The sequence below is a fragment of the Arthrobacter sp. NPDC058192 genome (genome assembly GCF_042883665.1).
Lineage (GTDB): Bacteria > Actinomycetota > Actinomycetes > Actinomycetales > Micrococcaceae > Arthrobacter.
This window is the reverse complement of sequence record NZ_JBHVVJ010000007.1, coordinates 137,154-163,873: the sequence shown is the minus strand read 5'-3', so window position 1 is coordinate 163,873 and position 26,720 is coordinate 137,154. Positions and strand designations below refer to the sequence as shown.

Annotated in this window: 20 protein-coding genes; 10 read left to right on the top strand and 10 right to left on the bottom strand. The window is 64.2% G+C overall.

The window, feature by feature from the left end; all coding sequences use genetic code 11:
* Positions 1-429: 429 nt before the first annotated feature.
* Together ACFVVK_RS09445 and ACFVVK_RS09440 are read right to left on the bottom strand one after the other, a co-directional pair.
* Positions 430-1,014 carry a histidine phosphatase family protein gene (locus ACFVVK_RS09445; protein WP_390266159.1) on the bottom strand — a complete coding sequence of 195 codons (585 nt, stop codon included), beginning with the start codon at positions 1,012-1,014 and terminating at the stop codon, positions 430-432.
* Complete coding sequence (locus ACFVVK_RS09440; protein WP_390266158.1) at positions 1,015-2,493, bottom strand: CCA tRNA nucleotidyltransferase; 1,479 nt, start codon at positions 2,491-2,493, stop codon at positions 1,015-1,017.
* Between the two features lie 170 nt (positions 2,494-2,663).
* On the opposite strand from ACFVVK_RS09440, the gene ACFVVK_RS09435 reads away from it, so the two are divergent.
* The 5 genes from ACFVVK_RS09435 (at position 2,664) to trxA (ending at position 8,690) form a co-directional block, all read left to right on the top strand.
* Entirely contained in the window at positions 2,664-3,212 is a 549-nt protein-coding gene (locus tag ACFVVK_RS09435; RefSeq protein ID WP_390266157.1) for an NUDIX hydrolase, read from the top strand.
* Positions 3,213-3,293: 81 nt separating this feature from the next.
* Positions 3,294-5,345, top strand: coding sequence for a murein biosynthesis integral membrane protein MurJ (gene murJ, locus ACFVVK_RS09430; RefSeq protein WP_390266156.1), 2,052 nt, complete (start codon positions 3,294-3,296; stop codon positions 5,343-5,345).
* Positions 5,346-5,516: 171 nt separating this feature from the next.
* The gene (locus ACFVVK_RS09425) at positions 5,517-7,163 is read left to right on the top strand and encodes an ABC transporter substrate-binding protein (protein ID WP_390266155.1); all 1,647 of its coding nucleotides are present in this window, start codon (positions 5,517-5,519) and stop codon (positions 7,161-7,163) included.
* A gap of 204 nt (positions 7,164-7,367) precedes the next feature.
* A complete protein-coding gene (trxB, locus tag ACFVVK_RS09420; protein ID WP_390266154.1) occupies positions 7,368-8,324 on the top strand; it encodes a thioredoxin-disulfide reductase in 957 nt (318 codons plus the stop codon).
* 39 nt (positions 8,325-8,363) lie between these two features.
* On the top strand, positions 8,364-8,690 hold the full coding sequence (gene trxA / locus ACFVVK_RS09415; protein ID WP_090954833.1) for a thioredoxin: 327 nt from the start codon (positions 8,364-8,366) through the stop codon (positions 8,688-8,690).
* Positions 8,691-14,387: 5,697 nt separating this feature from the next.
* On the opposite strand, the gene ACFVVK_RS09410 is transcribed toward trxA, so the two are convergent.
* The 8 genes from ACFVVK_RS09410 to rpmH form a co-directional block, all read right to left on the bottom strand.
* Positions 14,388-15,698: a ParB/RepB/Spo0J family partition protein gene (locus ACFVVK_RS09410; RefSeq protein ID WP_390266153.1), complete on the bottom strand. Its 1,311-nt coding sequence runs from the start codon at positions 15,696-15,698 to the stop codon at positions 14,388-14,390.
* A gap of 68 nt (positions 15,699-15,766) precedes the next feature.
* A complete protein-coding gene (locus ACFVVK_RS09405; RefSeq protein WP_390266152.1) occupies positions 15,767-16,834 on the bottom strand; it encodes a ParA family protein in 1,068 nt (355 codons plus the stop codon).
* Positions 16,835-16,921: 87 nt separating this feature from the next.
* Positions 16,922-17,572: a 16S rRNA (guanine(527)-N(7))-methyltransferase RsmG gene (rsmG, locus tag ACFVVK_RS09400; RefSeq protein WP_390266151.1), complete on the bottom strand. Its 651-nt coding sequence runs from the start codon at positions 17,570-17,572 to the stop codon at positions 16,922-16,924.
* A gap of 16 nt (positions 17,573-17,588) precedes the next feature.
* Positions 17,589-18,176 carry a protein jag gene (locus tag ACFVVK_RS09395; protein ID WP_390266150.1) on the bottom strand — a complete coding sequence of 196 codons (588 nt, stop codon included), beginning with the start codon at positions 18,174-18,176 and terminating at the stop codon, positions 17,589-17,591.
* Positions 18,176-19,153 (bottom strand): membrane protein insertase YidC, encoded by a 978-nt coding sequence (gene yidC, locus ACFVVK_RS09390; RefSeq protein ID WP_390266149.1) that lies wholly within the window; start codon positions 19,151-19,153, stop codon positions 18,176-18,178. The genes ACFVVK_RS09395 and yidC overlap by 1 nt, the downstream gene beginning before the upstream one ends.
* A gap of 16 nt (positions 19,154-19,169) precedes the next feature.
* Positions 19,170-19,580, bottom strand: coding sequence for a membrane protein insertion efficiency factor YidD (yidD, locus tag ACFVVK_RS09385; protein ID WP_390266148.1), 411 nt, complete (start codon positions 19,578-19,580; stop codon positions 19,170-19,172).
* A complete protein-coding gene (gene rnpA / locus ACFVVK_RS09380; RefSeq protein ID WP_390266147.1) occupies positions 19,573-19,983 on the bottom strand; it encodes a ribonuclease P protein component in 411 nt (136 codons plus the stop codon). Before rnpA ends, yidD begins: the two co-directional genes overlap by 8 nt.
* Positions 19,984-20,024: 41 nt before the next feature.
* The gene (rpmH, locus tag ACFVVK_RS09375) at positions 20,025-20,162 is read right to left on the bottom strand and encodes a 50S ribosomal protein L34 (protein WP_003800212.1); all 138 of its coding nucleotides are present in this window, start codon (positions 20,160-20,162) and stop codon (positions 20,025-20,027) included.
* Positions 20,163-20,624: 462 nt separating this feature from the next.
* Between rpmH and dnaA the strand changes: the two genes are divergently transcribed.
* The 5 genes from dnaA (at position 20,625) to ACFVVK_RS09350 (ending at position 26,572) form a co-directional block, all read left to right on the top strand.
* Positions 20,625-22,046 (top strand): chromosomal replication initiator protein DnaA, encoded by a 1,422-nt coding sequence (dnaA, locus tag ACFVVK_RS09370; protein WP_390266146.1) that lies wholly within the window; start codon positions 20,625-20,627, stop codon positions 22,044-22,046.
* Between the two features lie 584 nt (positions 22,047-22,630).
* Positions 22,631-23,755: a DNA polymerase III subunit beta gene (gene dnaN / locus ACFVVK_RS09365; RefSeq protein WP_390266145.1), complete on the top strand. Its 1,125-nt coding sequence runs from the start codon at positions 22,631-22,633 to the stop codon at positions 23,753-23,755.
* A 126-nt stretch (positions 23,756-23,881) separates the two neighbouring features.
* Positions 23,882-24,766 (top strand): phosphogluconate dehydrogenase (NAD(+)-dependent, decarboxylating), encoded by an 885-nt coding sequence (gene gnd, locus ACFVVK_RS09360; protein ID WP_390266144.1) that lies wholly within the window; start codon positions 23,882-23,884, stop codon positions 24,764-24,766.
* Positions 24,767-24,793: 27 nt separating this feature from the next.
* The gene (gene recF / locus ACFVVK_RS09355) at positions 24,794-26,008 is read left to right on the top strand and encodes a DNA replication/repair protein RecF (RefSeq protein WP_390266143.1); all 1,215 of its coding nucleotides are present in this window, start codon (positions 24,794-24,796) and stop codon (positions 26,006-26,008) included.
* A 6-nt stretch (positions 26,009-26,014) separates the two neighbouring features.
* Positions 26,015-26,572, top strand: a complete 558-nt coding sequence (locus ACFVVK_RS09350) for a DUF721 domain-containing protein (protein ID WP_390266142.1) — start codon at positions 26,015-26,017, stop codon at positions 26,570-26,572.
* Positions 26,573-26,720: the final 148 nt, after the last annotated feature.

Sequence of the window (26,720 nt, the reverse complement as noted above, 5' to 3'; positions counted from 1 at the left end):
TGGACGCGGTAGTGCCGTAAGCCCCAACAAGAAGCTGGGTTCCGAACTATGGGGTGCTGCGCAACCGCGTGGTTCCGCCTGTCAGGCCGCCGTCAAAGGGCTTCCACCGGAGGAAGCCTGTTACCGCCGGTCCCGGGCTGCATTATCCGGGACGGGAAGGTGTTAGTGGACGGTCAGTCCTGCATTTGGGCGCGGTTCAGCGACGGAGGCCGGGGTTGCGGTGGTGGAGTGCATCCGTCCGCTAGTCAAAGTAATCATCATTTTCCCAACCTCCTTTTCTGTCCTGCGTGGCACCGGCTGACTGGCCGGGCGACGCGCGCCGTGACCCCGGCAAATCGCTCTGGGGTCAAAAACAAAAGTACACCACGAATGCAGCAGTTGCCTACCGAATTCAGAAAGTTTTTCAAATTCTATTATTACTAGCCGGAGTTAGAGTCCCCAGCGCACGATTGCCGGGGTCTTCTTGTCCCATCCCAGGGTGCAGACCTTGGCGGTGCCCAATACGAAATGCCGGCCCTCACGCGGGTCGAGTCCTAGCCAGCGGGCGGTCAGGATCCGGGAGAAGTGACCGTGGGCGACGATCAGCACGTTGTCCAGGCCGGATTCCAGCACCCGCGCCACGATCTTGTCCGCCCGGGCCGCGACGTCGTCGAGCGCTTCGCCGTTGGGAACGCCGTGCGTCCAGATCAGGTATTCGGGGTTGTCCTTGCGGATGAGGTCTGAACTGATGCCTTCATAGTCGCCGTAGTCCCATTCGACCGCCAGCGGCTCCGGCTGGGCGTCGGGGTAGCCTGCCAGTTCGGCGGTCCGGCGGGCGCGGCGCAGCGGTGAGGTCAGCACGAGGTCGAAGTCGACAGTCTCCAGCACCCGGCGCGCCTCCACGGCCTGCTGCTCGCCCTCCACCGTAAGCGGCATGTCCGTGAGGCCGGTGTACTGTCCGCTCTTGGACCACTCGGTTTCACCGTGCCGCAGGATCCACAATTGCGGGCGGGGGCCGTTGGAAGGTGCGTTCACTTAGGACTCCTCAGTGGTGGAAGGGTCGACGCCGGCCGGCGCCGCCTCGGGCTGGGCCGCCCACCATTCCCGCAGGCGGGATTCGGCGGCGGCAGGATCAAGCGGACCGTGCTCCATGCGTTCTTCCAGCAGGAATTTGTAGGCGCGTCCTACGACAGGGCCGGGCTTGAGCCCCAGCAGTGCCATGATCTGGCCACCGTCCAGGTCGGGACGGACGGCATCGAGGGATTCCTGTTCCCGCAACGCCGCGATCCTTACCTCAAGGTCGTCGTAGGCGAAAGACAGCCGGTCCGCCTTGCGCTGGTTCCGGGTGGTGACGTCCGAGCGGGTGAGGCGATGCAGGCGCTCCAGGAGGGGCCCGGCGTCGGTGACGTAGCGGCGGACCGCGGAATCGCTCCAGCCGGCCTCGCCGTAGCCGTAGAACCGCATGTGCAGCTCGACCAGCCGGGCCACAGCCTTGATCGAGTCATTGTCGAAGCGGAGCGCCTTCATGCGCTTGGCGGTCAGCTTGGCGCCGACCATGTCGTGGTGGCGGAAACTCACGGCGCCGCCCGGTTCAAAGCGGCGGGTGGCCGGCTTTCCGACGTCGTGCATGAGAGCGGCGAAGCGCAGCACAAAGTCCGGGCCGGGAACCGGGCCGTCCGCCGGCGTTTCCAGGGCGGCGGCCTGCTCGAGGACCTGGAGCGAGTGCTGGTAAACGTCCTTGTGGCGGTGGTGCTCATCGGATTCCAGGCGCAGCGCCGAAACTTCGGGAAGCACGAGGTCCGCGAGCCCTGTATCCACGAGCAGGTCCACGCCGGCCCGCGGATGCGAGGCGCAAATGAGCTTGATGAGTTCATCACGCACGCGCTCGGCCGAGATGATGCTGATCCGTTCCGCCATCCGGACCATCGCTTCCCGGACTTCGGGGTGCAGCGACACCCCTAGCTGGGCCGCGAACCGGGCGGCGCGCATCATGCGCAGCGGGTCATCGGAGAAGGATGTTTCCGGTGGCCCCGGCGTGTTGAGGATCGAGGCGTGCAGGTCGCGCACACCGCCAAAGGGATCCACCAGCTCCATCATGGGCAGCCGCAGCGCCATGGCGTTGATCGTGAAGTCCCGCCGCAGCAGGTCATCGGTGAGCGAGGTTCCGAAGGCCACCACCGGCTTCCGGGATTCCGGATCATAGGCGTCGGCCCGGTAGGTGGTGACTTCGATTTGGAAGCCGTCCTTGCGCATCCCGATGGTGCCGAAGGCGCGCCCGATCTCCCAGTAGTTGTCCGCCCACTTCTTGATCAGGGCAACGGTCTGGTCTGGGGTGGCGTCGGTGGTGAAGTCCAGGTCAGGAGAGTTCCGGCCCAGAAACAGGTCGCGGACGGGGCCGCCCACGAGGGAGAGCTCGTGGCCGGCATCGACGAAGCGCTGCCCAAGCTCCAGAACCACCGGGTCCACCTGGAAGGAAACGGTGTGGGAGTCAGTCTTGTGATGTGCGTGCGCCATAGTTACTTAAGCTTGTCAGAAATCCGCGCGAGCACCACACCGGACGCCCCCGGGTTCCGGCCGGTTGGTTCCGATTGCGGACGAAGCGGCACAGACCACTTTCCCCGCCGTCTGCTTTCCGGCCATGTTTAGGTCATCAACAGCGGGCAAGAGTCGTTAGAGTGGTCATCATGGCCCATCCCGTACCGAGCGCTCCCGGCAGGAGGACAAACGCACCGTTGCCGTCGGCAATAGGTGCCAACGTCGCGCCGGTCCAGCACGCGGGCCACGCTGCCCTGCCCACCGTGGAGGAAATTTCCGCCGGCGGCGTCGTGGTGGACATGTCCGACGCCGAACTGCGGGTGGCGATTATTGCGCGCCTTAATCGCGGGGGGCGTCTGGAATGGTGCCTGCCGAAGGGGCATCCGGAAGGCAAGGAAAGCAACGAGGAAGCTGCCGTCCGCGAGATCGCGGAGGAAACCGGGATCGAGGGCAAGATCCTGGCGCCGCTGGGCAGCATCGACTACTGGTTCACCGTGAGCGGGCACCGGGTCCATAAGACGGTGCATCATTACCTCCTGCGTGCCACGGGCGGGGAACTCACGATCGAAAACGATCCGGATAAGGAAGCCGTGGATGTCGCCTGGGTGCCCATCCATGAGCTGGCCCGCAAACTCTCCTTCCCCAATGAGCGCCGGATAGCGGATCTTGCCAAAGAAGTCCTCCCGGAACTGCATTAGCCGTATCGAATCCTCACCGGGCCGGCCGGTCACGGCCACGGATAGCGACTAATGCCCCGCCCGGGTGAGACGATGAAGACGATGTCACCAGCCAAACCCGCCCCCGTACCCTCCGGTCCCGATTCCCAAGCCGTCCAGCCCGGAGAAGCCCGCTCTAGCGCCATCATGGCAGCAGGAACACTCGTTTCGCGTTTTCTGGGCTTCGCCAAAACCTGGATGCTGGCGGCCGCGCTGGGCCTGGGCTCCACCGTCAATGACACCTTTATTAACGCCAACAACCTCCCCAACCTGATCTTCCTGCTGGTGGCGGGCGGGGTGTTCAACGCGGTCCTCGTCCCGCAGATCATTAAGGCAAGCAGGGCGCCGGACAGGGGAGCGGACTACATCAGCCGGCTGCTGACTCTGGCGGTCCTGGTGTTGCTGGTTCTCACGCTGCTGGTCACGCTCCTGGCCCCTACAGTCATTCAGCTGACCACTCAGGGATACTCGCCACAGCAGAAGGCGCTGGCAGTCTCATTCGCGTTCTGGTGCCTTCCGCAGATCTTCTTCTACGGTCTCTACGCCCTGCTGACTCAGGTCCTCAATGCCCACGGGGCCTTCGGTCCGGCGATGTGGGCGCCGATCGTCAATAACGTTGTCGCGATCGCCGGGCTGGGCATGTTCATCGCCATCATGGGCGCCAACGCCTCCAACCCCCACACCATTGACAACTGGGGGTCCTTCCAGACGTTCCTCGTGGCCGGTTTCTCCACAATCGGTGTCCTCACGCAGACCGCCGTCCTGCTCATTCCCGTGTTCCGGCTCCGCCTCGGCCTGCGGCCGCGCTTCGGCTGGCGGGGGGTCGGCCTGGGCCACGCCGCCAAGCTGAGTGTCTGGACCCTGGCGACCGCCGCCGTCGGGCAGCTGGCGTTCCTCTATGTCATGCGCATCGCGACGATTCCCGGCGCCGAGCGCCTCCGTCTGCAGGAGGCAGGGGACCCGGCGGCCAGCACCATGCCGGGCAACGCCGTGCTGGAGGTGGCGAGCCAGCTGTATCTGCTGCCGCACTCCATCATTGCCCTGTCCCTGGCCACGGTGCTGTTCAACCGGATGACCCGCGCGTCACAGGAGGGGGACCGGGCCGCGCTGCGCCGGGCCCTCTCGCACGGGCTGCGGACCATGGCCGTGGCCACCGTCTTCGGCGCGCTGGCCCTCTTCGCCCTGGCCGGACCGCTGGGCATGTTTTTCTCCGGCGACGTGCGCCAGGACGGCGTCATGCTGGCCCAAACCCTGACCATCCTGGCCCTTAGCACCCCGTTCATGAGCGCCAACTTCATGATGTCGCGGGTGTTCTACGCGAACGAGGACGCGCGGACACCGTTCTTCATCCAGCTGGTCCTTGCCCTGGTCAACGTGGTGGCTGCCTTCGCGATCCAGTTCCTGCCGTTCGATCACATCATCTTCGCCATCGCCATCCTCTACACCGGCGGCAATGTCCTCTCCGTGATTGTCAGTGCATTCTTCCTCCGCCGGCTGCTGGGCCACCTCGACGGGCCCCGCATCGCCAGCTCCTACATCCGCATCGGCTACGCGGCACTGGGTTCCGCCCTGGCCGGAGCCGTCGCCCTGTGGCTGCTGGGGAGCTACAACCCGGACGGCTACGCCTGGAGCAGCCGCATCGCCGCCCTGGTGACGATCGTCGTCGTCGGCCCCGTCATGCTGGCCGCCTACTTCGTGATGCTGAAGGTCCTGCGGGTAACCGAGCTCCAGGACCTCCTGCAGCCGCTCCTCGGGCGGCTCCGGCGCGGCGCCCCCGAGGAGGCGTCCGCCGCGTTCCGGGCCGAAGGCGCCGCAGAGGCACGCAACGTGCCGGAACGGGCCACCGTTTCGGTGGACACCGGCCTGATTCCCCGCATTTCCGGCGAGTTCGACGCTGCTTCTTTCCGGGCCGGTCCCGACATCCGCGAACAGGACACCTTCGCTTATGGCCGGCCCGCCGGCCCGGAGGGTGGCTACTTGCCGGCCGAAGACGTTCCCAGCACCGCGCTGGGTGGCCTGGGCCGGGGCGACGTTCCGCTGCCTGGCCGCCGGACCTACCAGGGACCGGCAGGCCACAACCCCTATTTCGCGTTTAGCCGGAAGAAGAAAAAATGATCCCGGCTCCGCTTCACACAGCCGCGCTCCCGCGTCCCGGACAGAGCATCGGATAGGATCGAACACTAACAAGGGGAGTTGCCGACCAGCGGCCAACCGGCGTGCCGGAGGGCATACCGTCGCTCAGAGAGCGGCCACGTCGGCAGGTCCCGGACAGTCTAGGAGGAGCCCGTGTCCCACCCGATCGATGTTGGATCAGTACTCGGCGGCCGCTACAAGGTCACGGCCACTGTACTGGCCTCACACGACCAGGATCTGGTGCTGGACGGCGTGGACCAGGTGCTCAACCGGCCCGTAAGCATCCTCGTCGCCGGGCCGGACAACGCCGACCAGGTGGCCCAGAGCGCCCGCGAGGTTGCCACGGGCGAACGCCCCGGCAGCGTGCAGATCCTGGACCTCGGCGTCAGCGACGCCACCACGTACCTGATCACCAACCACACCTCTGCCGCGGACCTGCTGGATCTCGTCGTGTCCTCCAACCCGCCCTATGTCGAGCCCTTTTTCACGGACACGCTGGGCAGCGAGATCTTCGGGCAGGCGCGCTCCCACGAGCCAGAGACCTACGACGGACTCTACGACGAAGAGGAAGTCGACGCCGGGTACATCAACTACGGTCAGTCCCAGCCGGTCGCTGGCCAGCGGCCGGCGTCGCCGGCAGTGCCGCCCGCTGGTGTACCGTCCCGGCCTGCGTCCGCGCCTTCCGCCGGGTCTTCCAATGGGTCATCGAATGGCGCCTCCAAGGGTGCCGGCGCGGCGGCCGCAGGGGCTGCCGCCGCGGGGGCCGCAGCCGCGGGCGGGAAGGCCCCCAGGACCGCCAGTACGCCCACGACTGCACCGCAGGAGACCGCGCCGCACCCGACGGCGCCGCATCCTGTCCAGGAGGGCACCGCAGGCCGCGAGGCCGAGCACGATGCGTCGCTCCCTGCAACCGCCGGGGCACCGAAGGTCTCCCTGTGGGCCGACGATGACTACTCCGGCGCCGACCAGCGCGACGGCGGCGACCACCGCGGCAGCGCCGTGGCAGGCGCCGGAGCGGTGGGCGCCGGACTGGCTGAGGCGGGCTTCGACACCGCAGACCGCGCGCCAGTTAGCTTCCCTGCATCCGCCCGTTCCGCCGTCGACGAGGGCGACTACGACGAGTACGAAGAGGAAGCCGAGCCCCGCCGGGAGCCGCGTTCGGCGCGCTGGCTCGTCGGCGGCCTGCTCGCGGCCGTCCTGGTGGTAGGGCTCATCTTCGCGGTCACCAATCTGGGCAGCCTGTTCAAGAGCAGCCCCCAGACGAACGCGGGGACGTCGGCCTCAGCGCCATCCGGTGCACCGGAACAGTCCTCTGCTCAACCGTCGGCGACCGCCAGCCAGGAGCCCGCTGCCGGGCCGCCCGCCATCGAGAACGTGACGCGGCTGGGCAACTTTGATTTCGCCGGAAACTACGACTCCGACCTCGTCAAGACCTTTGACGGCAACGGGGCCAGCTTCTGGTCCGACATGGAATTCGCGACGGACAACTGGGGCGGCCTCGCGTCCGAAGTTCCGCTCGCCGTCAAGCTGAAGGGCCCCTCCAAGGTCTCCTCCGTCACGCTGAGCCAGCTCGGAGCGTCCGGTGGCAGCATCAGTGTGTACACCAATGACCGTCCGTCGCTGGACGGGGCGAAGCAGATTGGCACCAACAGCTTCACCTCCCCGGACCTGACCATGCCGCTTTCCGAACCGGTCACGGCGCAGTACGTCATCGTGTCCATCAAGACGCTGCCGAAGCTCGCGGCTCCTAAGACCCGCTACGGGTACGGCCTGCGGCTCGCCGAGATCAAGGTCCAGTAGGCAAGGTCCAGTAGGCAGGGTCCAGTTGCGGGCCTTGTCATCCGGGGCCCTCACCGGCTGCGGCCCCGGTAAACCGGTACCCTGAGTAGTGGTGTCGCTCCGTGATGCCCACTTCGGCCGGAATATTCAGCGCCGGACAATAGTTGTGCCATGTGGCCGGCCATGGAGGCGGGCGCATCGACAAAGGAAGAGGTTCACCGTTCAGTGAGCAACGCAGAAAACACTGCCACCGAAGTACGTGATGTCATCATCGTCGGCTCCGGCCCGGCAGGCTACACCGCAGCGGTGTACACGGCGCGCGCGAACCTGAAACCGCTGCTCCTGGCTGGCTCGGTCACCGCCGGCGGCGAACTGATGAACACCACTGACGTGGAGAACTACCCGGGATTCCCCGAGGGCATCATGGGTCCGGACCTCATGGAGAACTTCGAGAAGCAGGCTGCCCGCTTCGGCACTGAAATCCAGTTCGAGGACGTTACGGAACTCGACCTGGACGGCGAGATCAAAACCGTGACGATCGGCACGGGGGAGACCTTCAAGGCTCGCTCCATCATCCTGTCGACCGGCTCGGCCTACCGTGAACTGGGTCTGCCGAACGAGAAGCGGCTCTCCGGCCACGGTGTCAGCTGGTGCGCAACCTGCGACGGTTTCTTCTTCAAGGACCAGGACATCGCCGTGATCGGCGGCGGCGACTCGGCTATGGAGGAGGCGCTGTTCCTCACCAAGTTCGCCAAATCGGTCACCGTGGTCCACCGCCGGGACACCCTCCGCGCCTCCAAGATCATGGCGGACCGCGCCTTGGCCCACGAGAAGATCAACTTCGTGTGGAACAGCGGTGTTGAAGACGTCCTGGGGCAGGACAAAGTCACCGGATTGAAGTTGAAGAACTTGGTGGACGGGACGGAAACTGAGCTCGCCGTTACCGGTGTGTTCGTAGCGATCGGCAATGATCCCCGCACCGATCTGGTCAAGGGCAAGCTGGAACTAACCGCAGAGGGAACCATCGCCGTCGACGGCCGCACCTCAAAGACCAGCGTTGCCGGTGTTTTCGCTGCAGGCGATGTTATCGATCCGACCTACCGCCAAGCAATCACCGCATCGGGCTCCGGTTGCGTGGCCGCTCTGGACGTCGAGCACTACCTGGCAGATTTCCACGCCTAAACGGCGTTCAACAACCCATCGAAGAGAGAGACAAGGTTTATGAGCAACGCAAAAGACGTAACTGACGCCAGCTTCAGCACCGATGTACTGGCTTCCGACAAGCCGGTCATTGTGGACTTCTGGGCCGAATGGTGCGGCCCCTGCCGCAAGCTCGGGCCGATTCTCGACGAGATTTCGGTGGAGTACAGCGAGAAGGTCGAAGTGGTCAAGGTGAACGTTGACGACAACCCGGCCATTGCCGCTGAGTACGGCATCACCTCAATCCCGGCGGTCTACCTGTTCCAGGGCGGCGAGGTCAAGAGCACCGTCATCGGCGCCCGCCCCAAGCAGTTCTTCGAGAAGGAATTCGCGGACGTTCTGTCCTGAATCCGAACTGGGTTGTGCTTGGTTTGCTGGGTGTCCTAAGACGCGCTCAGGCCTTGGAGCCGTAACCCGCTCATGGTGGCCCCCGCTTTCTGCGGGGGCCACTTTTTTGTGCCTAGGCGCCGTTGTCGTCGCGGACGCCAGCTGGGGCCCGGTGTCGGTCGCCGCCGGGAATTTGTGGGGCGGCCCTGTCGGATTCCGCCGCGATGATCCGGATAGGTAGCCGGATCAGTGAGAAGCCGCGGCATTTTCTTGCCCGGGGGAGGGCCGGCTGCCGGGTGTTGTTTTCGGGCCTTGGGAGGGCTCCGCCGGAGGAAAGCAACTCATCCGGCCACTCGAGGTCTGTGAAGGCCACCGGCGTTGGACGTGGCCGACTGCAATCTGACGGAGGGGCAATGGACCGCGACTGCCGATCCTTGGTGCTCCACGTGGAGGGAAGTTACTTTACTGGGTTGTGCGCCGCCCGGAGTTTCTGCAGGCGGCCTCGACGGTGTGCTGTTCCGGCCAGTGGATGAAGTTGGCCGAGGATTGGCGCGGAAGGCCCGGATCATGCAGCCAGTGTTGACCATTGAGCACCCGGAAGGGGCGGGTTCTAATGCGGCGAACAGCGTGTTTCACGTGAAACAACGCGCCCGATGGGGGTCGGTGTTTCACGTGAAACAGGGCGTCCGACGAGAGCGCCTGTCGCCAGGTCCTCCTGACAGAGACATCATCCTGGCAGATGACGCGCGGCGCAGCCCTGGCCCCCTGCGCGGGCCTTCGGTGCGCTTGCCACGCGGGACCCATGTAGCTGGTCACGTCCCAGAAGTGGGCCAAGGGATCCTTAATACACCGCTTCGGTCGCCGCTGCGGCGTCTTGCAAAGTCTTGCGCGGCCACCGGAGGCTGCTGTTTCACGTGAACCAGGCTGAAGCGGTGTTGGTTCAAGGTGAGGATGATTGCTCCATCAGGCACTGGCCTGGCGCACGTGCTGGAGCGCCAGAACTTTCCGTACTCAACAGCGGAAATTAACCTTCCCGGACAGCGGGAGGTGGGGCGTGCTGGATCTGTTGCTGTGCTGGAATGGCAATGGGTGACAGTGCGCGACCATTTCGGTTTCTTTTGCGGGCCGTGCGGGCGTCCGTCCGAACACGGCTGCCTGGCCTGAACCGATGCGTTCCCGCCATTGGTCCGTTGCGTTCCACCGGTGTGTGAGCTACTTCCTGTGAAGGTGGGGACCCGGGGCCAGCAGTCGAGGCCTGCTGCGCGACGCCCACTCCGCGCCTCCGCCCCATGTCTCCAGCGTAGGCGCCGCTGTAGCGGTTGGAGATGCGCTGTTTCACGTGAAACACCATGCGTAGCACCAATTAAGCGAGAGTTACGTGTCAGTTATCACGGGGGGATAGCGTCCTCCGCGTAGGTTTCATCGGGGCCGTGAATGAGAGCTCTGGACGAGAATGCGCCACTCTTTCGTCGAGAGACGAGCGCGCAGGCAAGCACTGTAGTATGCTGGCGGCCTAGGGATAGCGGTCAAGACCGCGGAATGCCAAGCCGATGTCGTTTCACGTGAAACATGCGTGAGCAGCCTCCACAGAGAGAAGGCTTCAGCTGGGGCGCTAAGTAGGCAAGAGATACCGCGCAGGCCCGCGCGGCTCTAGCCCTGCAGAATGTAACAGGTGGCGGAGAGTCCCCGCGCAACGGACCGGAAAACGAACCGGCTCCGAAGTCTCCGGGATTGGCTCTAGCTACGCCAGGCACCGATAACCCTACGGGCGGTGGGGCTTCGGGCGGCCGCACTTCCGTCGATCAGATCGTGGATCATGTATTTGTGCCGCACTGCGGACACCAAGAGCTGCTACGGCCGCCGCACCAATCACCGCATCCTCAAACACTGGCATCGCGGAACACTGGTCTCCGGTATCTGTTGGACCGCGCTTGCGATCAAACGCTGATCCGTGCACTGGGCATCCAGTCCGCACGGCAGTAGGATCCGGGCCCAAAGCTCAATCTAACAACCACGCTGCCCGTAGCCACGTCCTGTCCTGAAACGCCAGTCAGCGGACCACGTTCGTCCATGTTGTCACCACCGGGGCGGCCTTATCCACGGCCAACTACGCCGAGGACGGGTATGGTCGTGGTGCCTCGCTGACAAAACCCACGGGCGGTGCACCTGCCGCGGAGCGCCAAGCATCGCCTGCGTCTGCGGAGGGTCCGGGGGGACATGCTATTTCCTGATGAGGCGGCGCTCCAAGACCATGGCTCGCTGTGTTGGGCCAGGCCGGGAGCATTCCTGGTAGTCGTCTTGCACGACAGCACTCCGGATCCGCGGATGCTGGCCTAGGGCATCACGTGCAGAACCGAACAAGTCCTCACCCGGGGCACTCGCCGGTGTGCCCAAAGCGCCGTGCCATCCTGTGGAGGCCACGTTCCATTCTTGAGGTGGCCCATTCTTGTGGGGGCCATGTTCCGTTCTTGCGAAGGCGCGAGAAGCGTACCGGTCCTCCGCCGTTCACGAATATCAAGTCATCTGAGCGCCGGATCAGGGGACTCTTCCCGATACACTCAGTGATCCCATCCGTCGATCCGCTGGCGCTGTTCCGGCGCGTTGGATCTACTCTTTCATCATGGCCTCGGCCGGTTAGGTAAAATCCGACGGCGGTTTAGCTCCTTCTGTAGCGACATGCGCATCGAGCCTGGGGATGCGATTTGCTGCCGGCAGGCCACCGCGGTGCACCTCCTACTCTCGACTCGTGCTCTTCTCCACAGAAGTTATGCACAACGTTATCCACAGCCCGTGAGAGATTATTCACACCGCCTGAATGAGGGCCCAGGTACCGGGTTCGGACGGAGCGACGAAGGACAAGGGAGACCGGTGATTCCCTGGGGAGGGAGGGGGAGGACCGGCGGGTGACGCGCGGGCACCGCCGTCGCAAGTTTCCTTTACCTGTGCGGGAAATTTAACCGATCTGCGTGGAATCAGGGCGGTCGGAGCGCGGCTTTCGTTGTCGCCTGCTTCCGTAGTAGCCGCGTTTCACGTGAAACTCTTGCTCAGCATGGAGTGCCGAGAAATGGTCACGGGACGCATGGGCATCAGCGCTCCCCTCAGCCCCACCGACGGAAGCGGACGGAGACCGAATCCACAAAGTTATCCACCACGTTATCCACACCGATATCCACCGGTCGTCCACAGGGGGGCGCCGACACCCACCGCGGTGCGGAGCACCCTCAAACCTCCCAACGCCCTCTCCGCGACTCCGGGAAGCACCGCGCTCACGGCCTGCAGCGCGGTGGTCCGGCCTTCGCCGGCGAACCATCTGGAGCACCCATCAGACCCCACGCGGACGGGCCGGGCTGCGAACGGCGACGCCGGCCGGTGAGCAAACAGGGACACCAATCTCGTCGGAGTCATGGCTCGGGGCCCATCCCACGCGGCCCAGCCGGGCTGCGAACCGAACCGACGAAGATGCCACCGCGACGCCCGTGATGACGGCCGGTGAGCAAGCATGCACACAGACATCGTCTGAGTCATGGGCCGGGGGACAGGAAGGCTTGCGTAATGCGATTTCATACAAACCCACCTACCACTCAGACTTTCAGGCGAGGTGTCACCGCCTGTCATGTGAGAGTGATCCGCCCGCTCGACCGCGCCTTGCCCTCCGGCTTCGTCGATGCACCGTCAAGCTCGTCAAGGCGTCAGTCATCTGGATGGTGAGACGACTGACAGGCAGGGTTGCGCAACTATTGAGGCCGCACTGGAGGGGCGTCCGGAGAGCTCCCGTCGGCGTACCATCCCAAGTCGACCTGTTCTGTCCTCGTAGATACCGGTGGTTACCGGCGGGCTCGACGCAGCTAGTTTCCGAGCCTGCGGTCTTGGCAGGTGTTGCTGTTCGACATGACCAGGCGTAGGACCTGGCGACCGGCCCCAGGTCCATAAGCAGCGAGGTGCCAACCGAAGCTCAACGGACGCCCCCGTGTCAGGCCTGGCACAACGGCGCGCAGTACAGCAGGCACCCGAACACGGCACATTCCTTCCCACAAAGGAGCTTCTGCGACACTCAGAGCTCGAGTCACAGGTGGTCCCTCCTGCGGTGCAGCAGCGTGCCAAGGATGTTCTACGGAGACGAGTGAGCGGGCAGCAGATCACTCTGGCGATCTTGGCGTCGCCCAAAGACAGAGGCGTAACTGACCTGGGGCCCACCGACGACGGAAGCGTCACTGACGTTTCGCCCCACAGATCTGCCGATCGGCGGAAACTGGTCGCGAAACCGGCCGGAGGAGAGGCAGTCCAGCGACGCCGCAACGCCAGAGAAGAAAGGTGTGCCTGCGTGCCAGCGAACACTGTCGGGCAAGGCGCCGGAAGTCCCGGCCCGAACGAGGGGGTGAGCTGGAATCTGCGTCGTACACAACAAGGTTTGTGAGGCCATCGCGTTGCGAACGGTAGGGAAGTTGCGGACGGGAGGGAAGTAGACGTCTACGCGTGTATGAAGGGGAGGGGTCTCATTGAAAGTGCAGTGCCATGTCAGTCACCCCAGGCACGCGGCTTCAGCCTAGGACCACCAGTTCTTACAACCAGCTTCTTGCAACCAGCGAAGGCGACGGCGTCTATATGCAATATGGTGCCGCAATTTGCGAAGCGAAAGTAGACCCGCATCGGGTTCAAATCCCTCAGGCCGGCGCGCGCAGCGCTCCAATCACGCGGATAGTTCGTTACGCTGGTGCTCCTCAGGCGGAACGCACCAGCCAGCGGCGCACTAACCGCTCCAAGCCCTCGGCCCCACCTTCAACAGAAGGCCCCGTGAGCTCTTACGGCAGGTGTGGCAAGCATGGACGCGGAGAACGTACTGGCCCAGGCGGCGCTCCCGCAGCGCGCCCCGGATGCCCCGACGCAGTTCACGGATGGGCACGTGCCCGAACCGCGGCACAGCCTCTTCCGTTTCACGTGAAACAAAGGGTGCGGCGGCGTCTCACGTAAGCACGAAACGAGGTGCACACAGCACACCTGGTGCATCAGGCGCGGGGTGCGGCAGCCTAAACCCGGCTTCACCGGTGCAATGACACCGCGTGCGCCCCGGTACGACAGAAAGTGAACGCGGTCCCGCATCGCGCGCCCCAAATGCCCCGAAATATGCCGTGGATGGATGACGTGCCGGAACCGCAGAGTAGGTTCTTCGGTTTCACGTGAAACACACGTTGCGGTGTTCCACGTGAAACAGGACGCGACATGAAGTACCCCCACGTGGTGCACGGGCGGCCAAGCACCAGTCCACCACAGGCCGCACCGGCGCCGCTACACCGGTGTGCGCTATGGACTGCCGGTACCCAGCGCGGTGAGCCGCTGAGCGGCAGTTCGATAGTTACGCCACTCTTGGGCCGCTCGTCGACAGAACGGCCCCAGGCTGCGGCTCCGTGGGCTGCGGTTCCGTGTTTCGCACCGTCCACGACCAGCTGCCACAGGCGCCGATGCATACAGTTCGCGGGGTTGCCTGCCCCATTCGGCCCTACGATGGGCGCCGAGCCAGCGCCGCCGGGCGTCCGCCTCTAACCTCCAGGGCGGGGAGAGCGCCCACCAGACAAGCTAGACTGCACCGGAAATGCAGTGCGCAGGTGGGTGAACGGAAGTTCCGCGGCCGCAAGCAAACGGCCGCACTAAAGAAGAAGGGCCTGTTTCACGTGAAACAGGCCCTTCGATAACTCGGTATTCATTTATGCAGTAGCTCGAGGATCAGTTTGGCGTTCCTGGCGTGAGCACATCCATGATGCGGTTCAGGTCCTCGACACTGGCGAACTCAATGCTGACGCGGCCCTTCCGGGCGCCGAGGGAGATCTTGACGTTGGTATCCAGGCGGTCAGACAGGGACGACGCCAGGTAGTCCAGCCGCTCGTGCCGTGCACCCGGGCGGGGAATGTTGTTCTTGGTCGGGGAAGCAGGGCTCTGGTAAAGAGTCACCGCTTCCTCGGTCGCGCGGACAGACATGCCCTCGGCGACAATCTTCTGGGCCAGGCGCTCCATCGCTGCCGCATCAGGGAGGGCGAGCAAAGCGCGGGCATGTCCGGCCGAAATGACGCTGGCCGCAACGCGCCGCTGCACCAGCGGGGGAAGCTTGAGCAGACGCAGCGTGTTGGAGACCTGGGGCCGAGAACGGCCGATGCGGTCCGCCAGCTGCTCGTGCGTTGTTCCGAAGTCCTCGAGAAGCTGCTGGTATGCCGCAGCTTCTTCGAGCGGATTCAGCTGGCTGCGGTGCAGGTTCTCCAGCAAGGCGTCGCGCAGGAGATCGTCGTCCGTGGTGTCGCGGACGATCGCGGGGATGGTGTCCAGTCCCGCGGCCTGCACTGCCCGCCAGCGGCGCTCACCCATGACGAGCTCATACGGCTCGCCACCCTCTTCGGTTGAAGTACGGACGACAATTGGCTGGAGGACGCCGATTTCGCGCACCGAGTGCACCAGCTCGGCCATGTCGTCCTCATCGAAGACAGATCGCGGCTGTTTGCGGTTCGGGTGGATGTCGGTGACCGGGATTTCGGCAAACCGAACACCGGGTACGGCCACGAGCTCAACAGCGCTTTCGGCATCCGGCTCGGACGCGGCATCGAACGCCAGCTGCCCGCCGGCTTCGGAGGCTTCCGGCTGCGCAAGGGCAGGCGACGACTTCGTCGCAGTTGTCTTCCTGGCAGGAGTTTTCTTGGACCCCGCAGGGGCCGCATCGGCGTCGGAGGCGTCAATGGCGGACGCATCCTCAGCAACGGCCTCGCCAGAGTCCCCCGTCTTGGCGGAACCGGAGTTGGCTGAACCGGACTGGCCCGCCTTCGTCACCGGCGTCTCCGCCTGCGGCGCCTCTGACGCCGGCACGTCCGTCTGCTCGGCGTCGTCGAGGAGAGTTGCGGCCCCGGCGCCGGAAGTCTGCTTCCGGGCCTCGGGGAAGAAGAGGTCCACGGGCCGGGACGGAGCAGCACCGTTTCCGGAGGCGTTAGCCGAGGCGGAACTTGGAATGAGTGCGCCAAGTCCACGGCCGAGGCCGCGTCGCTTATCGCTCATGGATAAATCCCTCCGGTGGAAGAGCCGGGACTCGCCTGGCTCTGGCTAGTGCAATTCTTGAAAAAATTCTAACGTTCGGCGATTTCCGCTGCGGCTTCCAGATAGGACAGCGCGCCGCTGGACGACGGATCGTAGGTCATGACGGTCTGCTGGTAGCTCGGAGCTTCTGAGATGCGGACGGACCGGGGCACCACGGCCCCCAGCACCTGCTGGGGGAAGTGTTCACGGACCTCCGCAGCCACCTGGGCGGCGAGGTTGGTGCGGCCGTCATACATTGTCAGCAAAATCGTGGAGACAACCAGATCAGCATTCAGGTGCTTCTGAATCATCTCGATGTTCTTCAGGAGCTGGCTGAGGCCTTCCAGCGCGTAATACTCACACTGGATCGGAATAAGGACTTCGCCGGCGGCGCAGAAGGCATTGACCGTCAGCAGGCCAAGGCTTGGCGGGCAATCTATGAAGATGTAGTCCAGCCGCTCCTCGCCGTTCTTGGCCCGCTCTTTGGAGTACACGTCGATGGCGCGGCGCAGCCGCTGCTCGCGGGCCACCAGGCTGACGAGCTCGATCTCGGCTCCGGCAAGGTGGATGGTGGCGGGCGCGCAGATGAGCTTGTCGATGTCCGGGCACGGGGCAACGACGTCCTTGAGCGGGACATCGTTGATCAGGACGTCGTAGATGCTGTCGACGTCGGCGTGGTGCTCAATGCCCAGCGCCGTCGAGGCGTTACCCTGCGGATCGATATCGATCACGAGCACGTTCAGGCCGGCCGCCGCCAGCGCAGCGGCAATGTTGACGGTCGTCGTTGTCTTGCCGACGCCGCCCTTCTGGTTCGACACGGTGAAGATCCTGGTCTTCTCCGGCTTGGGCAGCTGCCTGCCGAGCAGGCGTTCCCGGCGCTTGTTCTCATGCGCGAGCTCACGGGCGATGGGGCTGGAGTCGTCGAGGGTGTCCAGCACGTTGCCGGTGTGCGGGAGAGAGGTTTCACGTGAAACACTCGCCATGCCGGCCACCCTTGCAACCGGAGTCGGGTGATTTCCGGAAAAGTCGTGAGCGACGGCAGGAGACGTAAACGCCCGTGCGGAGCCCAAGGACATAAACGGCGGGATCCGTTGTGCGGAGGCTTCGCTACTGGTCACTGTGACACTCTCACTCTCATTCGGCTCTTGCTGCCGGTTACTAGCCTAACCTCTTCCCCTCAGACTCCCCGGGCACCGGGGCCGGTGCTAGGCAATCTTTTGAGGCTTGTTCACTACGATTCGGACTACGGTGGTGGGTTCTTCGAGCAGGTCTTCGCCCACCACCACCACGGATGTCTCAATGCCGCCCAGCTTGCGGATGACCTTGGCAGCCTTCTCGATTTCCTCGCCGGCGCTGCGTCCCTTGATGGCAACGACTTCGCCCTTGCCCGCCAGGAGCGGGATGGTCAGTCCTGCAAGGTTGGACAGTGCGGATACTGCGCGGGCCGTTACGACGTCGGCATTCACCAGCCCCACGGCCAGTTCAGCCCGGGTGCGCATGATCGTCACGTTCTCAAGCCCAAGGTCATCCACAACCTCCTGCAGCCAGATCACGCGCCGTTCCAGGGGCTCGATCAGGGTCAGCTCCAGGTCGGGCCGGGCGATGGCCAAACACAAGCCGGGCAGGCCGGCACCGCTTCCGACGTCGGCCACGTGGCTTCCGTGGGCAATCTGGCTTTCGATCACGGCACAGTTGAGCACGTGCCGGCCCCACAGTCTGGGCACTTCACGGGGCCCGATCAAGCCCCGTTCGGTCCCGGAAGTCGCCAGATGCTCGACGTAGCGCCTTGCCAGATCCAGCCGGTCACCGAAGAGGGACTCAGCAGCTTTGAGTTCGGCTGCAGTAATTTCCACCATCAAGCTAGTCAACGGTTCAGTCTGCGGAGACGACAATGTGCCGGTCGGCGCCTTCGCCTTCGGACTCGCTCACGAGACCCAGGTCAGCGACGACGTCGTGCACAATCTTGCGCTCATACGCGCTCATCGGCGCCAAAGCAACAGCGTCGCCGGATTCCTTGACCGCGGTGACGGCGTCTTCTGCGATCTTCTGCAGGTCACCGGCGCGATCGGCGCGGTACCCGTTGATGTCCAGCACCAGACGGGACCGGTTCTCGGTCGCGGAAAGGACGGCCAGACGGGTCAGCTCCTGAAGGGCCTCAAGGACTTCGCCGTCACGGCCGACCAGGCTCTCCAGCCCGGCCGTTTCCTCCTCGGCAACGATTGAGATGTACGTGCGCCCGTTGCGGACCTCGATGTCGATGTCGCCGTCGATGTCCGCGATGTCCAGCAGTTCCTCGAGGTAGTCCGCGGCAACGTCGCCTTCTTCTTCGAGGCGGCTTGCCGAAACACTCTTCACAGGGCTGTCTGCATCATGGGAGCCGTCCGAGGACACCTCCTGGGCATCGTTGCGCTCGTCGTCAAACTCGGCGGAAATAGCGTGTTCGGTGCTCTCGGCGGACATTACTTCCTCTTCCTGTTTTTACGCTGCGGCTGGACTCGCTGGGACTTGGCCTCTACGGCGGCGGCAGCAGCGGAGGCTTCGGCTGCGGCTGCTTCGGCCTTCTTACCGCCCAGCAACGGCAGGGCTGGCAAGCCCCTGGCTGCCCGGCGCTCGGCAAGGGCCTTGGCGGCCGGGGATCCGGGCGTGGGCATCCGGCGAATCACGAAGAACTGCTGGCCCATGGTCCAGAGGTTGGTGGTGGTCCAGTAGATCAGGACGCCGATGGGGAAGTTGATGCCGCCCACACCGAAGACGACCGGCAGGATGTAGAGCATCATTTTCTGCTGGCGCATGAACGGGCTGGCCAGGGCTTCTTCGGACATGTTCTTGGCCATGATCTGCTTCTGCGTGATGAACTGCGAGGCCGTCATGGCGAGGATCATGATGATGGAGAGGATCCACACTGCCGTTTGATTGCCGCCGCCGCCGTGCAGCAGTGAGGCGGACAGCGGGGCGCCGAAAATGGTGGACTCGTCGAACTGCTTGACCTGCTCGGCGCTCATCGCGCCGATGCCTTGCCCGGAAATCTTGGCCGAGCTGATGCCCGAGAGCACCTGGAAGAGGGCAAAGAAGAAGGGCATCTGGATCAGCATGGGCAGGCAGGCCGAGAACGGGTTGGTGCCGTGCTTCTTGTACAGGGCCATCTGCTCCTGCGCCATGGCCTGGCGGGAGAGCTGATCGGTCTTGCCCTTGTACTTTTCCTGCATCTTCTTCAGATCAGGCTGCAGCAGCTGCATGCCGCGCTGGGCCTTGATCTGCTTGACGAAGACCGGAATCAGGGCGGCGCGGATGACCAGCACGAGCCCGATGATGGACAGGGTCCAGGTCCAGCCGTTTGCCGGCGGCATGCCGATCGCGCTGAATCCGTCGTGGAAGCCCACCATGATGGCTGAAACCAGCCATTTGAACGGCGCCAAGATTGTTGCAAACAAGTCCATACGATATCCCTATTCGTCAGGCCGCAGTGCGGCCTTCTCCATCAGGCTGAGCACCCAGGTACTTGTCCGGATTGTTCAGCACAACAATTGTGGGGGTGCGGCCCGCCGGCCACTCCCGGTGCCCGGCGGGGACGTGGTCCACACCGCCGGCATTCCATGGATGGCAGCGCAACAGACGCTTGGCGGCCAGCCAGCTTCCCTTGACTGCGCCGTGCACAGTGATCGCTTCGAGTGCATAAGCCGAGCACGAAGGAAAGAAGCGGCAGACTTGCCCATACAAGGGTGAAATCACCTTGCGGTAAGCCATCAGCAGCAGGATGAGAGTGTTGCGGGGCACGTTCCAGACTACGGTGCCCAAGCGGCGCAGCACCGGTCCTGAAGTCGCAACACTCGGGCCCGGGACGACGGCGGCAGTTGAGTTACGCACGCGGGGTCCCTTCCTGTGTTGTCTCGTGAGAACCTGATGAAGCAGCCTTGGGAGGGCGGTTGCCCAGCCGTTTCATGGTTGTCTCCAGAGCGGCGTCATAGTCGGCGAGCAGCTGCTCCCAGCTGGCCGCCGCCGCGGCGGGCAGGGCCCGGACCACGATGGCGAACCCGCTGCCGTATTTCTGCAGCGACTTGGCACCGGCTTCTCTCAGTCTCCTCTTAACGAGGTTCCTGACAACAGCGTTCCCGACACTCTTGGAAACGATGAACCCGATTCGGCTTGGCTCATCGGCAGCAATAGCTGCCGTATATAACACTACGTTCCGGCGTCCATTGCGGACACCGGAACGTACAGTTGTTGAAAAATCGGTTGATGTCCGCAGACGGTTCTTGGTGGCTAGCACCCTTAAACTCGCACAGGGATGTGGACCGACGAGTCAGTTATTTAGGCCGACAGTTCGGTGCGGCCCTTGCCACGGCGGGCTGCCAGGATGGCGCGGCCGGCACGGGTACGCATACGAAGGCGGAAGCCGTGCTTCTTGGCTCGACGGCGGTTATTCGGCTGAAAAGTCCGCTTGCTCACGTTAGTTACTCCAGTGGATCAAAGGTGCGCCCACCCGATCAAGGGGAAGAACTGGCCGACGCTAAGTTTTGTATGTGCCGCTGCTCCGACTCGCACGACGCGGGGCGTCAAGAAAGATTCAGATGAGGCGAAAAGCGGTACACATGGGACTTCACAACGTTAGGGGTTACTGCCCGCCGGAGTCAAACCGCGGAGCGCGCCTCAGAGTTTCCCCAGCTGTGGCTAACCTGCGTCGGCGCCTGTGGATGAAGTGCGTCACGGCCACGGTTTTAGAACTACAACCATGTGATTATCCACAGGACTGATCCCAGCTATCTTCTAGCGTTTTCATCCCCTACAGTGTCTCAGTAACCCCTTATCCACGGACTGTGTATAACCCTGTGGATTTAGCCGCGGCCGGTGCGCTGCGTTGGACCAGGTGGATGCACGTAATGCAGGCCAGCAAGTTTGAGGAACCGATTGATGACAGTAGACGAAGCCAACCAAGCCAACACTGTCGGAAGTTCCTGGCGGCGGGTTGTGAGCCTGCTGGAGAACGACCACCGTGTCTCTCCCCGGCAGCGCGGCTTCGTCATCCTCGCCCAGGCACAGGGCCTGATCGGTTCCACCCTGCTGGTGGCGGTCCCCAACGAGCTCACCCGCGAAGTCCTGCAGACCCAGGTCAAGGACGCACTGGATGATGCTCTCCGTAGCGTCTTCTCCGACGAGATCCGCTGCGCGATCGACGTCGACACCGATCTGGTGCCCCTGCACACTGAACCGGAACCCGCCGTCGAGCTTTCGCTGGCCGCGGACCCCGCCGTGGAATCGAAGCCGCAGCCGATGCTCCCGAGCACCTCGCACGAATTCGGCCGCCTCAACCCCAAGTACGTCTTCGACACCTTCGTGATCGGTTCATCCAACCGATTTGCGCATGCGGCCGCCGTCGCCGTGGCCGAGGCACCGGCCAAGGCCTACAACCCGCTGTTCATCTACGGCGATTCCGGACTCGGCAAGACCCATCTGCTCCACGCGATCGGCCACTACGCCCGCCGGCTCTACAGCGGCATCCGGGTCCGCTACGTCAACTCCGAGGAATTCACCAACGACTTCATCAACTCCATCCGTGATGATGAAGGCACCAGCTTCAAGACCACGTACCGCAACGTGGATGTGCTGCTGATCGACGACATCCAGTTTCTGGCCGGCAAAGACCGGACCCTGGAGGAGTTCTTCCACACGTTCAACGCCTTGCACAACAACAACAAGCAGGTGGTCATCACCTCCGATCAGCCGCCCAAACTGCTCGCCGGTTTCGAAGACCGTATGAAGTCGCGCTTCGAGTGGGGCCTGCTGACCGACATCCAGCCGCCGGAACTGGAGACCCGCATCGCGATCCTCCGGAAGAAGGCCCTCAGCGAAGGCCTCTCCGCGCCGGATGATGCCCTCGAATACATCGCGTCAAAAATTTCGAGCAACATCCGCGAGCTTGAGGGCGCCCTCATCCGCGTCACGGCCTTCGCCAGCCTGAACCGGCAACCGGTCGACGTCGCACTGGCCGAGATGGTGCTCAAGGACCTCATCACCGACGACGGTGCCCAGGAAATCACCTCGGCCCAGATCCTCACGCAGACGGCCGACTACTTCAAGCTCAGCATGGAAGAGCTTTGCAGCAAGTCGCGCACCCGCACCCTGGTGACTGCACGGCAGATCGCCATGTACCTGTGCCGGGAACTCACGGACATGTCCCTTCCCAAGATCGGGCAGGAGCTCGGCGGCCGCGACCACACCACCGTGATCCACGCCGACCGGAAGATCCGCGAACTCATGGCCGAGCGCCGGGTCATCTACAACCAGGTGACCGAGCTGACCAACCGGATCAAGCAGCAGCAGCGCAATTCCTGAGCCGCGCCTCCGGCGCACTCTTACCTTATTAACAGGGGGATGTGGACAACCCTGTGGACAGTTAAGGGGACAACTGCGGTTAATGGGCTTAAAACCCTTAAGGCGCCTGTGGATCGGCTCAGCGGCCGAAAATCTTGTCCCCATCCACACCCTGTTTAAAACCTCCTGTGCCCACAGGTCGTGAACAGGGCTTAACCGCGGATTCGTGGTGCAGGATCGAGTTATCCACAGTTTCCACAGCAGTTATTAACACTACTAATCCCAAGAAAATGAAATTCCCTCAAACAACAATCTCCATCCAGCCCTCCGATCAGTGCCCAGGCCCGTTCCGGTCCGGCGCAGGAGACCAGCCCGCGAACAACACAGGTGTAAGCCGGGGATGGGAGAAACGCTCACCTTGGGGCTAAGCTGTCTGCAGAGCGTCCGTCCCGGACATCTTTTGTGGTTCCTGACGGGCCACGGAGCCGGGGGTGCGGACGCTTCCTTTGTTGAGCGCGTCCGGCGTTCCCGCCGGATCCGCCACAATTCGGCGAGCTTTAACGATTTTCAGTACTGACAGCAGCAATGAAAGGCGGCACCCTTCCGTGAAGTTCAGAGTCGAACGGGACGTCCTGGCAGAAGCCGTGACATGGACGGCCCGGTCGTTGTCTCCGCGGCCGCCCGTTCCCGTACTTTCAGGCCTGCTCCTGAAGGCTGAAGCCGGTACGGTCAGCCTTTCGAGCTTCGATTACGAGACCTCCGCGCGGCTCGAAATTCCGGCTGACATTTCCACCGAAGGCACCATCCTGGTGTCCGGACGCCTGCTCGCGGATATCTGCCGCAGCCTCCCGTCCGCCCCCGTCGAGGTCGAGACAGACGGCAACAAGGTAACGCTCACCTGCCGCCGAAGCAGCTTCCACCTGGCCACGATGCCCGAGGCCGAATACCCGCCGCTGCCGGCCCTGCCCACAATCAGCGGCACCGTCCCGGGTGATTCCTTCGCCCAGGCCGTCTCCCAGGTGATCATCGCGGCCAGCAGGGACGACACCCTGCCGATCCTCACCGGTGTGCGGATGGAGATCGAGGACGATCTCATCACCCTCCTGGCCACCGACCGCTACCGCTTGGCCATGCGTGAAGTCCCGTGGAAGCCCGCAACTCCGGGTCTCTCCACCAGCGCCCTGGTCAAGGCCAAGACGCTGAACGAAGTAGCCAAGACCTTGGGCAGCAGCGGCGACATCAACATCGCACTGGCCGACGACGACAGCCGGCTGATCGGCTTCGAGAGCGGCGGCAGGACCACCACGTCGCTCCTGGTGGACGGCGACTACCCGAAAATCCGTTCACTTTTCCCGGATTCCACGCCCATCCACGCCACGGTGCAGACCCAGGAACTGGTCGAGGCTGTGCGCCGCGTCTCGCTCGTGGCCGAACGGAACACGCCCGTCCGGCTTGCCTTCACGCAGGGCCAGCTGCACCTGGATGCCGGCACGGGCGAGGACGCCCAGGCCTCCGAAGAACTCGAAGCCCAGCTGTCCGGCGAGGACATCACGGTAGCCTTCAACCCGCACTACCTGATCGAGGGCCTCAGCGTCATCGAAACCAAGTTTGTGCGCTTCTCCTTCACCACCGCACCCAAACCGGCCATGATCACGGCCCAGCAGGACGCCGAGGGCGAGGACCAGGGCGATTACCGTTACCTCGTCATGCCCGTCCGGCTGCCCAACTAGTCCCCACCGCCACCCTCGCCTCGCAAGCTCGGCCAGGGAACCCTGGCGGCGTGGGCCCAGGCAGTTGTTGTCGTTCCGGGCCCCAAAACGACAACCGACACCCAATGCAGAAAGAGAACCCGCACTATGCACATTGGACTAATCGGCCTTGGAAAAATGGGCTTCAACATGCGTGAACGCCTGCGCAACGCCGGGATCGAGGTCACTGGCCTTGACCGCAACCCGGACGTCACCGACGTCGCCAGCGTGGATGAACTCATCGCCGCCGTCCCGGCTCCCCGCCTCATCTGGGTCATGGTTCCCTCCGGCGACATCACCGACTCCGTGATCAGCGAACTGGGGAACAAGCTCGACGCCGGTGACCTCGTGATCGACGGCGGCAACTCGCGGTTCACCGAGGACCAGAAGCACGGGGCCGTCCTGGCCCAGAAGGGAATCCGCTTCGCCGACTGCGGCGTGTCCGGCGGAGTCTGGGGCCTCCAGAACGGCTACGGCCTCATGGCCGGAGGCGATGCCGCCGACATCGAACGCGCCCTCCCCGTCTTCGACGCGCTCCGTCCCGCCGGCGAACGTGCCGACAGCTTCGTGCACGTGGGCGGCATCGGCGCAGGCCACTACGCCAAGATGGTCCACAACGGAATCGAATACGGCCTGATGCAGGCTTACGCGGAAGGCTATGAACTCCTGGCCGCGAAGGACATCGTGGATGACCTTCCCGGAACGTTCCGGGCCTGGCAAAAGGGCACCGTTGTTCGCTCCTGGCTCCTGGACCTCATGGTCAAGGCCCTCGACGAGGATCCCGGACTGGAATCGATTTCCGACTACGTCGAGGATTCCGGTGAAGGCCGCTGGACCGTCGAGGAAGCGATCGCCAACGCCGTACCCGCACCGGCGATCACGGCAGCGCTCTTTGCCAGGTTCTCCTCCCGCGAGGACAACTCGCCGGCCATGAAGATGGTGTCCGCGCTGCGCCACCAGTTCGGCGGCCACGCGACCCGGCCGGCCAAGTAATCCCGCCGCTGAGGTCCTGAAACCCGCGTGTACCTAGAAAAACTCTCGCTCACAGATTTCCGCAGTTACGCCCAGATGGACCTGAGCCTTGAGCCCGGAGTCACTGTCCTGGTGGGGTCCAACGGCATCGGCAAGACCAACCTGATGGAGGCCATCGGGTATCTGGCGACGCTCAGCTCCCACCGGGTCAGCACGGACGCGCCGCTGCTGCGCTTTGGCACCGAGCGGGCGATGATCCGGGCCAAGGTGGTCCGCGGCGAGCAAGCCACTGTGCTTGAACTGGAAATCAACGCGGCCCGGGCCAACCGGGGACGGATTAACCGGAGCAACCCGGTCCGCGCCCGGGACCTGCTGGGCATCTGCCAGACGGTGCTCTTCGCCCCGGAGGACCTGGCGCTGGTCAAGGGCGATCCGTCCAGCCGCCGCCGGTTTCTGGATGAACTCCTGGTCAGCCTGATGCCGCGCCACGCCGCGACCAGGAGCGACTACGACCGGGTGCTGAAGCAGCGCAACGCCCTGCTCAAATCGGCGCGGGCCGGAAAATTTACCGCCGGCCATGAGGCGACCCTGGACGTCTGGGACCAGCACATGGCCCGCGCCGGGGCCGAACTGCTGCATGCGCGACTGGAACTTGTGGACCGCCTGCAACCGCACCTGAAAAACGCCTATGCGCAACTCACCGACGGCTCCAAGGACGCCGCCGCGGCGTACCGTTCCACGCTGCAGGACATTCTCGACGACGACGGCGGCGCGCCACGGCCTGCGCTGGAGGCCGGCGCCGTCGGGGTCCCCGCACCTGCGGAGGACCTGCGCCTGCTGTCGGTCGAGCAGCTCACCGAACGCTACATCCAGGCCTTTGCGACAGCACGTCGCAAAGAGCTGGAACGGGGCATCTCCCTGGTGGGCCCGCACCGCGACGAGCTCGAGCTTCTGCTCGGATCCGCTCCGGCCAAGGGCTACGCCTCGCACGGGGAAACCTGGTCCATGTGCCTGTCCCTGCGCCTGGCCTCGTATTACGTTCTGCTCGATGACTCCCGCACGGGCGGGTCGGCCCCGATCCTGATCCTGGACGATGTCTTTGCCGAGCTTGACGTCCAGCGGCGGCGTAAACTGGCCGCAATAGTATCCGGCGCCGAGCAGGTGCTGGTCACCGCCGCCGTGGAGGCCGACATCCCGGCCGAGTTGACTGGACGGCGGGTGAAGGTCATCCCGGGAGGAATCGATGAGCAGGACTGTCGATGAATGTCGATGAATAAAGATAGCGGCGGCCTGCAGCCGGGCCGCGACCCCGACGCCATCGATGCGGCCCAGGCCGCACTCAACAGGATGCGTGAGGCCGCAGCGGCACGCGGGGAAATCCGGCGGGCCGTCCCGCGCTCCGGGTCGAGCGCCCAAAAGCCCGCCCGGAGTCCGCGGGGAACCCGTGGTTTCTCCCAATTCCACGGCACCGGCAGGGATCCGCTGGGCCTGGGAAAGGTCGTGGGACGCCTCGTGGCCGAACGCGGCTGGAGCTCGCCCGTGGCCGTCGGCTCCGTGATGGCGCAATGGCCCGCCCTGGTGGGACCGGAGATCTCGGCCCACTGCACTCCTGAAAGTTTCACCGACACCACGTTGCACGTGCGGACTGATTCCACGGCGTGGGCAACGCAGCTGCGGCTCCTGAGCAGCAGCCTGCTGGAGAAGTTCCGCACCGAGCTCGGCGACGGCGTCGTCACCAGCATCCAGGTGCTCGGGCCTGCGGCGCCGAGCTGGCGCAAGGGCCTGCGCACCGTCAACGGCCGCGGGCCCCGTGACACCTACGGATAGGTCCGGCCGCCGCAGCGCCCACCGGACCTGAAGCACTTCTTGCAAAACTATTGAAAATCCGCAAGCGGTGTGCAGAGCGCTTGAACGCCCCGGGGCCGTATATGCCCCTACGAGTGGACCTCGAAAGGCTTGCAGGGGGAGCCAGCGG

What these genes read in the sequence shown, in the direction of transcription:
- rsmG (WP_390266151.1), bottom strand. Translation starts at nt 17,572, where the DNA reads ATGGTGGAAATTACTGCAGCCGAACTCAAAGCTGCTGAGTCCCTCTTC.
- ACFVVK_RS09395 (WP_390266150.1), bottom strand. Translation starts at nt 18,176, where the DNA reads ATGTCCGCCGAGAGCACCGAACACGCTATTTCCGCCGAGTTTGACGAC.
- gnd (WP_390266144.1), top strand. Translation starts at nt 23,882, where the DNA reads ATGCACATTGGACTAATCGGCCTTGGAAAAATGGGCTTCAACATGCGT.
- ACFVVK_RS09350 (WP_390266142.1), top strand. Translation starts at nt 26,015, where the DNA reads ATGAATAAAGATAGCGGCGGCCTGCAGCCGGGCCGCGACCCCGACGCC.
- ACFVVK_RS09410 (WP_390266153.1), bottom strand. Translation starts at nt 15,698, where the DNA reads ATGAGCGATAAGCGACGCGGCCTCGGCCGTGGACTTGGCGCACTCATT.
- yidC (WP_390266149.1), bottom strand. Translation starts at nt 19,153, where the DNA reads ATGGACTTGTTTGCAACAATCTTGGCGCCGTTCAAATGGCTGGTTTCA.
- dnaA (WP_390266146.1), top strand. Translation starts at nt 20,625, where the DNA reads ATGACAGTAGACGAAGCCAACCAAGCCAACACTGTCGGAAGTTCCTGG.
- ACFVVK_RS09435 (WP_390266157.1), top strand. Translation starts at nt 2,664, where the DNA reads ATGGCCCATCCCGTACCGAGCGCTCCCGGCAGGAGGACAAACGCACCG.
- trxA (WP_090954833.1), top strand. Translation starts at nt 8,364, where the DNA reads ATGAGCAACGCAAAAGACGTAACTGACGCCAGCTTCAGCACCGATGTA.
- murJ (WP_390266156.1), top strand. Translation starts at nt 3,294, where the DNA reads ATGTCACCAGCCAAACCCGCCCCCGTACCCTCCGGTCCCGATTCCCAA.
- ACFVVK_RS09440 (WP_390266158.1), bottom strand. Translation starts at nt 2,493, where the DNA reads ATGGCGCACGCACATCACAAGACTGACTCCCACACCGTTTCCTTCCAG.